The sequence below is a fragment of the Bradyrhizobium sp. ma5 genome (assembly GCF_042258955.1).
Taxonomy (GTDB): Bacteria; Pseudomonadota; Alphaproteobacteria; order Rhizobiales; family Xanthobacteraceae; genus Bradyrhizobium.
In genome coordinates, this window is sequence record NZ_CP170156.1 from 3,124,135 (window position 1) to 3,136,369 (window position 12,235).

12 protein-coding genes are annotated in these 12,235 nt (G+C 65.4%); 6 read left to right on the top strand and 6 right to left on the bottom strand.

Annotation, left to right across the window (positions count from 1 at the left end; translation table 11 throughout):
* Positions 1 to 15: 15 nt before the first annotated feature.
* Complete coding sequence (locus tag ACE103_RS14310; protein ID WP_223968282.1) at positions 16 to 795, bottom strand: class II aldolase/adducin family protein; 780 nt, start codon at positions 793 to 795, stop codon at positions 16 to 18.
* A 225-nt stretch (positions 796 to 1,020) separates the two neighbouring features.
* The gene (locus ACE103_RS14315; RefSeq protein WP_375779943.1) at positions 1,021 to 2,670 is read right to left on the bottom strand and encodes a glycosyltransferase family 39 protein; all 1,650 of its coding nucleotides are present in this window, start codon (positions 2,668 to 2,670) and stop codon (positions 1,021 to 1,023) included.
* A gap of 338 nt (positions 2,671 to 3,008) precedes the next feature.
* On the opposite strand from ACE103_RS14315, the gene ACE103_RS14320 reads away from it, so the two are divergent.
* Both ACE103_RS14320 and ACE103_RS14325 read left to right on the top strand, forming a co-directional pair.
* Entirely contained in the window at positions 3,009 to 3,893 is an 885-nt protein-coding gene (locus ACE103_RS14320; RefSeq protein ID WP_375779944.1) for a DUF308 domain-containing protein, read from the top strand.
* A 180-nt stretch (positions 3,894 to 4,073) separates the two neighbouring features.
* Positions 4,074 to 4,487 carry a MucR family transcriptional regulator gene (locus ACE103_RS14325; protein WP_092125178.1) on the top strand — a complete coding sequence of 138 codons (414 nt, stop codon included), beginning with the start codon at positions 4,074 to 4,076 and terminating at the stop codon, positions 4,485 to 4,487.
* Between the two features lie 105 nt (positions 4,488 to 4,592).
* Here ACE103_RS14325 and ACE103_RS14330 read toward each other — a convergent pair whose 3' ends face one another.
* A complete protein-coding gene (locus ACE103_RS14330; protein WP_375779945.1) occupies positions 4,593 to 5,021 on the bottom strand; it encodes a SufE family protein in 429 nt (142 codons plus the stop codon).
* 144 nt (positions 5,022 to 5,165) lie between these two features.
* Positions 5,166 to 5,543 (bottom strand): DUF5330 domain-containing protein, encoded by a 378-nt coding sequence (locus tag ACE103_RS14335; RefSeq protein WP_375781106.1) that lies wholly within the window; start codon positions 5,541 to 5,543, stop codon positions 5,166 to 5,168.
* A 434-nt stretch (positions 5,544 to 5,977) separates the two neighbouring features.
* On the opposite strand from ACE103_RS14335, the gene ACE103_RS14340 reads away from it, so the two are divergent.
* Positions 5,978 to 7,789 carry an ATP-binding protein gene (locus tag ACE103_RS14340; protein WP_375779946.1) on the top strand — a complete coding sequence of 604 codons (1,812 nt, stop codon included), beginning with the start codon at positions 5,978 to 5,980 and terminating at the stop codon, positions 7,787 to 7,789.
* Positions 7,782 to 8,528 carry a peptidoglycan-binding protein gene (locus tag ACE103_RS14345; RefSeq protein WP_375779947.1) on the top strand — a complete coding sequence of 249 codons (747 nt, stop codon included), beginning with the start codon at positions 7,782 to 7,784 and terminating at the stop codon, positions 8,526 to 8,528. Before ACE103_RS14340 ends, ACE103_RS14345 begins: the two co-directional genes overlap by 8 nt.
* Positions 8,529 to 8,599: 71 nt before the next feature.
* Here ACE103_RS14345 and ACE103_RS14350 read toward each other — a convergent pair whose 3' ends face one another.
* The gene (locus ACE103_RS14350; RefSeq protein ID WP_375779948.1) at positions 8,600 to 10,243 is read right to left on the bottom strand and encodes a hypothetical protein; all 1,644 of its coding nucleotides are present in this window, start codon (positions 10,241 to 10,243) and stop codon (positions 8,600 to 8,602) included.
* Positions 10,244 to 10,468: 225 nt separating this feature from the next.
* Between ACE103_RS14350 and ACE103_RS14355 the strand changes: the two genes are divergently transcribed.
* Positions 10,469 to 10,813 carry a DUF1491 family protein gene (locus ACE103_RS14355; RefSeq protein ID WP_176532524.1) on the top strand — a complete coding sequence of 115 codons (345 nt, stop codon included), beginning with the start codon at positions 10,469 to 10,471 and terminating at the stop codon, positions 10,811 to 10,813.
* On the opposite strand, the gene ACE103_RS14360 is transcribed toward ACE103_RS14355, so the two are convergent.
* Positions 10,810 to 11,742: a DUF2336 domain-containing protein gene (locus tag ACE103_RS14360; RefSeq protein WP_375779949.1), complete on the bottom strand. Its 933-nt coding sequence runs from the start codon at positions 11,740 to 11,742 to the stop codon at positions 10,810 to 10,812. The genes ACE103_RS14355 and ACE103_RS14360 overlap by 4 nt on opposite strands.
* A 296-nt stretch (positions 11,743 to 12,038) precedes the next feature.
* Here ACE103_RS14360 and ACE103_RS14365 point away from each other — a divergent pair, with 296 nt between their 5' ends.
* Positions 12,039 to 12,233: a hypothetical protein gene (locus tag ACE103_RS14365; protein ID WP_375779950.1), complete on the top strand. Its 195-nt coding sequence runs from the start codon at positions 12,039 to 12,041 to the stop codon at positions 12,231 to 12,233.
* The last annotated feature ends 2 nt before the right edge of the window (positions 12,234 to 12,235 follow it).

Genomic DNA, 12,235 nt, shown 5'->3' on the forward strand with positions numbered 1-12,235 from the left:
GAAGATTGTGAAATTTCAATCACGGTAGCCGGGATTGACGCGGTCGAGTTTGCGCAGCAGCGGCGGCCAGACCAGCTGCGTCGAGCGCAGCTCGGCGCGATCCGGGTTGGACAGCAGCTCGGTGTTCTTGTCGATCGCGTGCTGGTCGACCGGATAGACGCTTCCGCCGAGCGCGCGGGTCGCCACCTGCATCGAGCAGGCGCGTTCCAGATGGTACATCCGCTCGAAGGCGGAGGCGACCGAGCGGCCGACCGTCAGCGTGCCGTGATTGCGCAGCAGCATGTGGTTCTTGGTGCCGAGATCGCGCTGCAGGCGCGGGCGCTCGTCGTGATCGAGCGCGATGCCTTCATAGTCGTGATAGGCGAGGTCGTGGGTAACGAGCTGCGCGGTCTGGTTCAGCGGCAGCAACCCATCGGGGCCGCTCGACACCGCGGTGCCGTCGACCGTGTGCAGATGGAGCACGCAGCCGGCGTCCTCGCGCACCTCGTGGATCGCCGAATGGATGGTGAAGCCGGCCGGGTTGATGCTGTAGTCGCTCTTCGAGAGCTGGTTGCCGTCGAGGTCGACCTTGACCAGGCTCGAGGCGGTGATCTCGTCGAACATCAACCCGTACGGGTTGATCAGGAAGTGATGCTCGGGTCCGGGCACCCGGGCCGAAATGTGGGTGTCGACTAGATCGTCCCAGCCGTAGAGCGCGACCAGCCGATAGCAGGCGGCGAGATTGATCCGCTGCTCCCATTCCGCCGCACTGATATCCGATGGCACTTCCTTCAGGCGCGCTTCCGCTGGCGACATGGCCGATTGCTCCGTTGATGGCTGTTGCTTGGGCTGAGCCTAGCGCCGCCGCCGGAGCGCAGCAAGGCAGCATACCGGCGTGACAGTCATGCCGGCATGCGGCCCACGATCCGAACGGCGACGGTCAGTGGGCAGCCGCAGGATCGATCTTCCAAGGCCGCGATGTGCGAGAGCATTTTCAGCTCCGATTGACGCGAACCGGCGTCGACTTCGTTCGAAAACGCTTTAGGGCGCAGGGATCGCGAGCAGGCTTGAAATGCTGCGGCCGCGGATATCGTAGACGCGGGCGAACACGACGTCGTCGCGCTTGATCTCGACCATCACCGGTGCGGCCAGGCCCTTGCAGTAGAACTCGCCGAGCGTCATCGCGAAATCGGCAGCATGGCTGTCCCAGCCGATCGTGAAGTCGGGTCCGAGCGCGACCTGCGCGGGGCGCTGCGGTCCGCACACCGCGACCTTCCACTTGCGGTGCTGCGGCGGCACTTCCTGCCGCTCCGCCAGCTGCTCGCGCAGCCCGTCGGATGCCTGCTTCAGCGCCAGGCCCCAATAGTCCAGCATGAAGAAATTGTCAGCGGTCCGCACCGTGCCGGCGATGTGGTTAAAGTGCGTGTACTGATACGGATGCAAGCGGATCATTTCGCTGAGCGGCAGCAGCAGGCCGAACGCGAACACGGCGAGCGCCGCGGGCTGCCAGGCGCGGCGGTTCTCGCCGAGCCAGTCCATGCCGCGGGCGAAGGCGACGCCGCCAAGCACCGCCATCGGCGGGATCACGAAGATGAAGTGGCGGATGCCGTTGTAGAGCGCCGGCCGCTTCACCATTGCGATCACCAGCGGCAGCGTCGCCGCCAGCGTCAGCATCAGCATGATAGACTTGCGCTTCGCGGTCACATCGATGCGCGACAGCGACATGAAGGTGGTGATGACGGCCGCGGTCAGCAGCACCAGCATCACTTCGGGAAGCTGCAGCGCGAACAGCGTCGGCAAATAGGACCACGGCATGTCCGGCACCGAGACCAGCGCGCCGTCGAACATCTCCTTCCACGGCTTCTCGAAGAAGTGCGAGAAATAGGTCACCGCTTCCAGCGGATGCCCGGGCTCCATGATCGACCACGGCCAGATCAGGCCCATCACGAGATAACCGAGAATAAGACCCGGCAGCAGAACATAGATGACATGGGCAAAGCGGTGCGTCGCCTCGCGCGGGCCTTGTGTGCGGAGTTCCTCGATCCAGAGCGGGATGAAGCCGACCACTGCGTAGATCAAAGCGAGGCCGCCAAGGACGCGGCAGCCGATCGACAGGCCAGCGCCGAGGCCTACGAGCAGGATCGTGCGCGGCGAGGGCGCCGGATATTCCTCGATCAGGCGGACGAGCCCCATGATCAGGACCACCATCGCGACGGCGAACGGTGCATCCTTCGGATTCATGAACATGTGACCGTAGAAGGTCGGGCACAGCGCGAGCAGCAGCAGGGCCGCCAGTCCCGCCAGCGGGCCACCGACGCGGCGCGCCAGGCGCCAGGTTACGGCAAGCCCGATCACGCCGACGATCGCGCCCAGCAGGCGGCGCGTCTCGAACAATTCGAGCGGGATGACCTTGTGCAGCAACGCCGCGGCCATATCGAAGCCGCCGCCGTACATATAGAGATTGGCGAAGGACAGCGCGCCGGTGTCCTTGAACCCGGACCCGAACATGCGCAGCAGCAGGTCGGCGTATTCAGCGTGGGTGTAGTCGTCCCAGCCCAGACCGTAATCGCGGAATGTTAGCCCGGCGACCACGGCGACCACGCCGAGGACGAGGAATGCGAGATCGTCGCAGGTCTTCTCCACCGAGCGCCGCGCAGGCGCCTCGAGGGCAGACGTCGTAATCGATGACATAGCTAGTGATACCGGCGTGCCTGTGGCCCAGTTTGGCGCTTTAGGGCCTCATTCCCCGGCATCCATAGCGCAGTTCCGCTTCCGAGTAATTGGTAATTGTGGCGTAATTTCCCAGATGCATTGCAATATATTGGCAGCAATTCGTAGCCAGTAAATCTACGGGCGGCGCTTTCCTGAACGTGGCTGCAACAGCGACGGAACCGCGCTTCGGGCCCTGTTAAGCGGGATGTTAGGGAACTCCGTCTACAATTGGCGGTTGGCGGTGTGGGCAATATGACGGTATCGTGGCGTTGGTGGCCCGCGCCGATTTTCGGTTGGGTCTCCCGGGGGTTAGTTCGATGATGATTGGTCTGTTGGTCGTCGGCGTGGGCCTGGTTGTGGCGGGCTTGGCGGCGATCGGCTTGGGAATCCCCTACAAGGAATTCAGCGTCGGCGGCGCGTTGATCACGACAGGCGTGACCGGCGTCTGCACCGGCGCGATCGTGCTGGCGCTCGCCGCGATCCTTCGGGAACTCAAGGTCATCGCTAGACGGCTCGATCCCTTGGCCGCAGGCGCTCGGGCCGAGGTTCCGTTGCCGTCTGCAACTTCCCCGCGCAATGGCCCTGAGGATCCGGTTTTCCCACCGCCGCGTGAGCCCAAGGTTGCCGCGCCTCCGCCGCTGGCCCCGTCATCCACGTCCACGGCGCCGCCGCCCTGGCACGACGAAATCGCCTCGCGTGGCACGCCGGGCGAGGCGCCGCCGCCGGTGCCGGGTGGAGCGCCCCCGGAGGGCGAAGCCACGCCCAAGCGGCGCAACCTGTTGTTTTCGTCCTCGCGGAAGGAACGCGAGCGGGCCCAGGGCCGCACGGCCGAGCCGCTGACGCCGGATCTGTTATCGCCGGAGCTGCGTCCAGGTCCGGCCGCAGCGGCCGAGCCCGCACCGGCAACGTTCGACGATGCCTGGCCGAAGGCCGAACGGCCACGGTCGGTCGATGTCGCCCCACGGCGTACGCCCCGGCCGTCCGCCTTCGGAGAGACCCAGTCAGCCGGCGCGGCGCCGTCGTCAGGCCACCCGCCGCCGCCCCAGGAGCAGCCGCCGGTGACCGTGCTCAAATCGGGCGTCGTCGACGGCATGGCCTATTCGCTGTATTCGGACGGATCGATCGAGGCGCAGATGCCGGAGGGCATGATGCGGTTTACCTCGATCGACGAGCTCAGGTCGCATCTGGAGCAGCGGCCTTAGGGTCCACATCAATACTTGCGAGCGGCGGGTTCGAGCCCGGAAAAATACGGCCGTTCTTGTCAGCTTTGCTGCAATCCGCTCATATTCGCAAAGTAGTACGCAATTCCATTGATGTATTGCTGCACGTGGATACTGTCCGGTGGGCGCCGGGGCCGTCGATAGCACGGGGAAGATTGAGTCATGTCCGATACGTCAGGCAAAACGCCGGTCGAGCTGACCGCAAACATCGTTTCGGCCTATCTCAGCAACAATCCGACGCCGGCCTCGGATATTCCGAGCCTGATCAGCCAGGTCCACGCGGCGCTGCTGCGGGTGTCGAGCGGCCGTGCCGACACGCCGAGCGAGCCGGCCAAGCCGGCGGTGTCGATGAAGAAGTCGATCACACCGGAATATCTGGTGTGTCTCGAAGACGGCAAGCGCTTCAAGTCGCTCAAGCGCCATCTGCGCACGCAGTACAACATGACGCCGGAGCAATATCGCGACAAATGGGGCTTGCCGGCCGACTATCCGATGGTGGCGCCGAACTATGCGGTGGCACGCTCGCAACTCGCCAAGAAGATGGGACTTGGCCAGCAGGCGCGGAAGCGGAAGTAAGGGCTCAGAGCATTTTCGAGCGAAGTGGATACCGGTTCGCGTGAAGAAAATGCGTCAAACAAGAATCAAGAGCCCCGTTCCGATTCTATCGGAACGGAAAAGGCTCTAGGCGGACGCCAGCGCCTCGCGCGCGTCGTTGCGGATGCGATCGACCATCGAGCGGAGGCCATTCGAGCGCTGCGGCGTCAGATGGTCGCGGAAGCCGAACTCGTCGAACAGCGCGAGCGCATCGGTGGCCAGGATCTGCTTCGGCGTGTGCCCGGAAAACAGCGTCAGCACGATCGCGACCAAGCCGCGCACGATGTGGGCGTCGCTGTCGCCGACATAGCTCAGGCGCGGTTCGCCATTGGCATCGCGATCGATCCGCTTCGACAGCCAGACCTGGCTGACGCAACCCTGCACCTTGTTCTCGGCCGAGTGTTCCGCCTCCGACAACGGCTCCAGCGTGCGGCCGAGCTCGATGACGTAGCGGTAACGGTCGTCCCACTCGTCCAGCAGCGCAAAATTGTCCCTGATTTCGTCGATCGTCGTCATCGTGGCCCGCGTCCTATTCTCAACGGCTTATATAGGAAGGCGGGCCACGAAAGCGACGAAAATGGAACCGGTTCCCGGTCGTTTTTGCCGCGTTTTCCTCACGCGAACCGGCAACCGCCTCGCGTGAAGGCGCTTGATTGACGCCTACGGCATCGGCGGCAGGCGGAATTCAATCATCTGATCGTCCGCCGTCAGCGTGTCGCGCGATGCGCCCGGGTCGGTATCGTCCTTGCCGATCGAGCCGGTGTGGTCGGGCGGCTTCTTGTCGGTGATGATCTGGTAGAGCTTGCGCGCGCCATCGGTCGCACGCTGGCCGATCGCGGTCGCGGCCTGGCCGCCGACTTCGCAGGCGGAAGGCTGGCGCTTGCAGAACTGGCCCATGTCGTTGATCGTCGCCGTCGCGGCCGACACCGCGTCCGATGCGCTGATCTGCGGCGCCTTGTCCGCTTCAGGGGTTTTGTCTCTCGGCAGCAGCACGAGCACAAGCCCGAGCCAGAATGCCAAACGCAGCAGGAAGAACATGGCGCGATCCCGGTCGTCTATCTTGTCTTTTGCTTCTTGCGCGGTCGATGCCGCTATTGCCCTCACCGTTAGCATCGGTCGATAAATCGGAAGTATCTGCATTGAAGCAAATCTGCCGAAAAATCGCGGAAATTTCGCCTGAATCGATTCGCCGTAAATTTTCGATTGATGGCGGCTGACGGTTGCCAAATCGGCATACTGCGCCGTGTCCACCATTTCGAAACCATAGTTTGTCGCACCCGGAAACCAGCCGTTCACCATCCCCGACAAATGACCGGTGAATGACAGCATCGAAGCCTCGCCAATGCACGGTGTTTGGCAGCAGGCCGCCCCGCCTTAGCGTTCGCTTAAGTTCGCTCTGACACGTTGGCCTGCAATCACAAAGGAGGCGTTCCGGCGCGTCTGTCTGACGATTAAGCCGAAGCGCGAGTGCTGTGAGTAGTTTGAGTCTGATCCGCGATTGCCTGGATGCGCTGCTGCATCCGTCGGCGCAATATGATGCGCTGACGCGTGCGCGCCATCGTGCCTTCATGGCGCCGCGGCTGCTCGGCAGTCTGGCGGCGCTGGCATCGTTTCCTGCGTTTCTGGCGATGCGCGGGGCGCCGACGGCGATCGAGGTCGCAGCCTTCGCCTGGCTGATCTCGCCGATCCTGCTGTCCTGGTTCCTGTCGCGCACCGGCCGCTATGAAGGCGCGCATGTGCTGTCGTCGCTGGCGCTCGCCGGTCTCGTGATGATGATCGCAGCGTCCACCGGCGGCATCGCATCGTTCGCCGCGGTGTGGCTCGTCGTGATTCCGATCGAAGCGGCGCTGTCGGCGTCGCGGCGCGTGGTGGCGTTTGCCTTCGCGCTGGCGATGATCTGCGCGGCGCTGCTGAGCGTGCTTGGCCATTACCACGTGCTGCCGGTGGTCGATCCCGCGGTTGTCTTGAACAGCTCGCTGGTCGGGTTCGGCGTCGTGTCGGCGATCTTCTATGCGGCCGGGCTTGCCTTCGGCGCGGAGTCGCTGGCGCGTACCAGCGTGGCGCTGCTCTATGTCGAGGAAGAGCGCTACCGGCTGCTCGCCCATAACATGAGCGACGTGCTGTCGCGGCACAGCCGCAACGGCGCGGTGCGCTTCATTTCGCCTGCGGTCGAGGTCATGCTCGGCGTGCCGGCATCGCGGCTGTCCGGCCACGGCCTGTTCGACCGCGTTCACGTCGCCGATCGCCCGGCCTATCTCACCGCGTTGTCGGACGCCGCGCGCGGCGAGTCCCGCAGCGTCGAGTTCCGGGTGCGCCGCGACGGCGCGCGTGGCGAGGCTGCCGCCGAATTCATCTGGGTCGAAATGCGCTGCCGCTCGCTCGAGCAGGCCGCCGCCGATGCCGAGGTGGTCGCCGTGATCCGCGACGTGACCGATCGCAAGGTGCAGGAACAGGCGCTCGAACAGGCGCGCCATACGGCCGAGCAGGCCGATGCATCGAAGACGCGGTTCCTCGCCACCATGAGCCACGAGCTGCGGACCCCGCTCAACGCCATCATCGGCTTCTCCGAGATGATCGCGCAGGAAGACGTGCTCGGCCTCGACGCGGCCCGCCGCAAGGAATACGCGCAGCTCATCAACGACTCCGGCCAGCATCTGCTGTCGGTCGTCAACGGCATCCTCGACATGTCGAAGATGGAGTCCGGCAATTTCGAGATTTCGCCGGAGCCGTTTGCGCCGCGGCCGGCGCTGCTCAATTGCTGCAACCTGGTGGCGCTGAAGGCGCGCGAGAGCGGTGTCGACCTCGTCACCCGGGTGCCCGACGACCTGCCGATCGTGAATGGCGATTCGCGTGCGTTCAAGCAGATCGTCCTCAATCTGGTTTCCAACGCGATCAAGTTCACCGAGCGCGGCGGCAAGGTGACTGTGTCGGCCGGCGTCGAGGGATCGCGGCTGCTGCTGCGGGTCTCCGACACCGGCGTCGGCATCGCCGCCGACGACCTCAAGCGGATCGGCGATCCGTTCTTCCAGGCCGGCAAGACCTATCAGCGCCGCCACGAAGGCACCGGCCTTGGCCTTTCCATCGTCAAGGGGCTAGTTGGCCTGCACAACGGCGAGATGAATGTGGAGAGCAAGGTGGGCGAGGGCACCGTCGTGTCGGTCGCGCTGCCGCTGTCGTTCACCCCGCCGGCCGCGGTCGAGCCGTCCAGCAATGTCTCGACCCTGAAGCCCGCGCTGCGGTCCGGACTGCAAGAGCAAACCCAACAGGTGAAGAAGAGTGCCTAGACAGACTTTGGATGACGACGAAACGCCGCGCCGTCGCCGCGGTGCCAAGGCAGTGGCCATCGCGGCCGAGGAGGAACGTGGCCTCGTCCTGCGCCTGCTGCTGCACAGTCCGAAGGATCTGGTTGCGGGCGTGCTGGCCCTGTCTGCGATTGTTGCGATCCTGATCAATGCGCTGTTCCTGCAGGCTGGCCGTCATCCGTCGCCGATGTTCGGCGGTTCGGTCGTGACGCTGCCGCCGCCGGCCCCGGCTGCCGCGGCCACCAGCCCGCTGCCGCGCCCGCGTCCGGCCGAGGCTGCCGCCACGGAGCCGACCAAGCCGGTCGAGGTGAAACCCGTGGAGACCAAGCCGGCCGAGACCAGGTCCGTCGAAGCCAAGCCGGTGGAGCCCAAACCGGTTGAAGCGAAGCCGGTCGATCCGATGGCCAGCCTGGTGATGAAGTCGACGGCCGCGCCGCCGGCCACCGCACCGTCCCCGGCCGCCGCGCCGTCCAGCGTCATTCGTCCGCCGGCGCCGATCCCGACCCAGCATCTGAGCCCGGCCGGAAAACGCATCGCCGCGGTCCAGCGGACGCTGACCGAATATGGCTATGGCCAGCTCAAGCCGACCGGCACGATCGGCGCCGATACCCAGCATGCGATCGCGAAATTCGAGCGCGCGCGCAAGCTGCCGGTGACCGGGCAGATGTCCGATCGCCTCGTGCACGAACTCAGCACGATGATCGGGCACGCGATCGACTAGGCGTCGTCGTCCCTGCGATGGCCGGGCTTTGCCCGGCCACGCACGTGCTTCATCGACGCATTGATGTGCCGTCAGACAGCTTCGCCCAGCAGAACGTCCCTGACCTCGTCGGAGAACAGTTTTCTGCGGCCGGCCAGCAGCACCCATTCCGGGTCGTCGCGATCCGGAATGGCGCGCGGCATGCCGTGATCGAGCAGGGCCTGCGCGCAGCCGGCCCAATCACCGCCACTGACCGGTTCATTGCAGGACGCCCAGGACAACGAGCCGGACGCGTCGTCGCCGAAGCCGTGCTTCTCGGTCCACTCTGCGCCGTGCTCGAGCAGGAAGCGTGTCCGCCCGGCATTGCCGCAGAACACCGCATGATTGAGCGCCGACGCATCCCAATCGCCGCCGCGCACTGTGATGGGCCAACCGAGCCTGACCATCAGCCGCACCGCATCGTCGCCGCCCGCAGCGGCGAGCTCAGGAAGCAGCCGCAACTGCTGTGGTGAAAGCGAGCCCGGAAGATCGGGTCGGCCGGCCTGGATCCGCCGCGCCTCGCGCTCGTTGCCGCTGCTGCACGCCGCGACGAACCGCTCATCATCGGCCAGCGTCTCGTCGCCGGTGCGCTGCCGCAGCAGCTCGGCGACCTCGGCCAGTCCAAACTGCAAAGCGTAGCGGTAAGCGCTGAGACCGTCCGGTGTCGTGATGCGTGGATCTGCGCCGGCGTCGAGCAGGGCCGCGATGCACTTCCGCGAGCGCCGCCGCCGGATCGCCCACATCAGTGGCGATCCGCAGTCCGTCAACGGCGCGTTGCGGGCCGGCTCGTTCGGGTCACCGCCGTGGCTCAGCAGCAATGCGAGCCCCGGCACGTTCTCGTCGTCGAGCACCTTGTACATCGCGTTGGTGCCCGCGATCCGCGCGCCGTGCTCGAGCAGCAGGCCTGTCGTTACAGAGCCTTCGAGCGAATGGTACAGCGATTCATTATCGTTCGGATCGGCGCCTGCTTCGAGCAACAGTCTCGTTAGCGCGAGATCGTGATTGCGCCCGGCGGCGCCATACAATGCCGACAGCGGATTGCTGTCATCGGGGGCGTCGAGCGATCCGGGCGGCCAGCGGCTGCTGATATGCTGGTCGGGATCGGCGCCGGCCTCAAGCAGCAGGCGCGCGCAGCGATGCAGCCGCGCCTGAAATTCCGGAATCTGCAGCAGGCTTGAATGCGTGACCGCAACCAGCGGCGGCAGCTTCAACGGACCACCGGGACGGTTGACCCATGTGGGATCACGCGCTGTGGTGCGCCGTATCGTCTCCTCGTCGCCGACGGCGCAGGCGAGATAGGGATCGTCGGCCACAAGATCGGGATATTCGGTGAGCATGCGCACCGCGACGCGCGGATGAGCGCGATCGGATGTGCCGTCGACATCAGCGGCATAGACCAGCTGCAGCCACCGCCGCACCCGGTCGGCCTTGCTTTTGCCTGATGGTAATTGGGCTTCGACATAGCGCCGCAGGTCCGGCCAAGAGGCGAAGCCGAGATCGCGCGCCACGCAGGACTGCGCGTCGTAGAGCCGCAGATCGAGTGCGGCGATCTCAGCGTCACTGCGCCCGGCCGCAGCCGGAAGCGCCTGCCGGAAACGGGCGTAAGCCTCCGGGACCTGTCGCCGGTAAAGGCGAATGAGCTCCTTGGCCTGCTTCTTCAGATGTTCGAGATTCAATCGCGCGGGCGATCGGTCCATGGAAACCTCCGTGCATCATCGCCGACGGTCCACAAAACCGGCTGCACAAAGGCTTGGTTGGCCGCATATGAGGTGCAAGTGGGTTCAACCCTTCCCGTGGACCCGGGCGCGGCTTGCACCGCAGATGCAAGGATATGAGCGAGGCTTGGTTCGGTCAACCCGCCCGTGCGTGATGTCATCTGTGACAATTGGACGTGGCCGCGGCGCTGGCCTATAGGTCGGCGCATGCGATTGAAAACCAGCATATGGGTCGCGGCGTATCTGCGCCGCTGCCAGACCGAAGGCGTGTTCGGCGCGATCCGCAAGAAGGGCGCCGAGGAAGCCGGCGCCGTGTTCGTCAAGGTGGCGCTGATGGACGGCAACGCGATGCTGTATGCGCCGGCTCCGCAGACGGTCTATGACGACAGCCGTCCGGCCGAGCGGCTGTTCGTGCCGACCGCACAGCAGCCGGTGTCCGAGCCTTCGGTCGAGGAGCGATTGACCAAAGAGCTCCGCTTCGATCCCGATGCCTGGATCGTCGAGACCGAAGATCGCGCCGGGCGGCACTTTCTCGATCTGGCGAAGGCCTAACTTCCGGACTTCTGGTTGCGAATGCCGGGCGCGCTGCCGGGTTGCACGACGGGTCGTGTCTGCGCCGATGCTGCGCGGACCCGATGGCGCTCGTCGTCATAGAGCGACGAGCGATACTTGGCGCGCGCCACCGCCATGGTCGAGCCACGCCACGCCGCCAGCATCACCAGCGCCGAGCGCTCGCTGAGGTGATCGTAAAGCCGTGACAGCCGATAGACGTAGTTGACCGACGAGCCGGCTTCCGGATTGAGGAACATCAGGATCCGCTGGAATGCGGCGCTCGACACGTCGAGCGCCCGCATCGCGCAGGCGAGCGGCTCGCCGCCGGGATCGTTGACGACGTCGGCGGCGATCCGCGACGGCAGGATCAGCGCCTCGCCGAGCTCGAGCGTGAAGTTATCGAGATCCTCGGCAAACGCCGCCATCTCCAGGATATGGATCGCGCGCGCGGCGCGGGCAGCCGGAATCCGCGCCGCGGCCTTCAGCGGCGTCTCCTGCAGATTGTGCAGGATCCGCGCGCGTTCTTTCGCGCTGGCGGCAAAGAACATGTCGGAGATTTCGGCGGCATCGTTTGGCCGCATCGCAAGGCTCGCGGCCATCCGCAGCTCGGCTTCGGTAGGGACCTTGGCGGGCAGCGTGGACGGTGCGGGCGCGGGAATTGGCGCGGCAGCCGGCATCGGCTGCTCCGGACCGGTGCGGCGCAGCCCGAGCTTGTCGATGATCCTGGCGGGTGTTGCCGGATAGATCGCAAGTCGCGCGCGGACGGCGGCGCGGGTTGCGTCGTCGACCTCGTCGATCAGGCGCGAGGTCAGCTCGACGAACTGGCGCTCTTCGTCGGCGGAGTGTGCGCTCGCCTGCACATACAGGTCAGTCAGGACGCGCAGCAAAGTGGGGCGGATGTCGACTCCCTCGCGGCGGGAGAGCGTCATCAGCCCATCGAAACCAGGAAATAGCGGAGCTGCGCTCATCTCGGGCGTACGCGACTTGCCAATAAGAACTCGGTTTGAAAACCTTGTGGCAGCGAGCCTACGCAGGCTGCTTTAAGACGCAGTTAAGGAAAACAAGCCGTGAAGGCGAACGCTCGAATTTGCGCGTGTCCATTAAGGCACAGCGCCACATCCGTAACCGTCCGTATCGGCGGCTTAAGATGTCGTTAACCATACGCGTTCTTAACTCGGCGTGCGCGGGGCAAATCATGTCCGTGCGGGGCCAGAGAGAACGGAACATGGGCACCATCGTTGAGTTTCCGGCGGATGCGGCTGCACGGCGGCCGAGCATGGTCGGTGCTGCCGGTGAAGGCATGGGGACCGTGCTGATCCTTCCCGTCGTGCGGATCGAGCGAACGACGGAGGAGACCGGCGGAGGTCGCGGGCCGGAGCAGGGCGCTGCGCAGGGCCGTCGTCGCCGACGCCGCTCCTGATC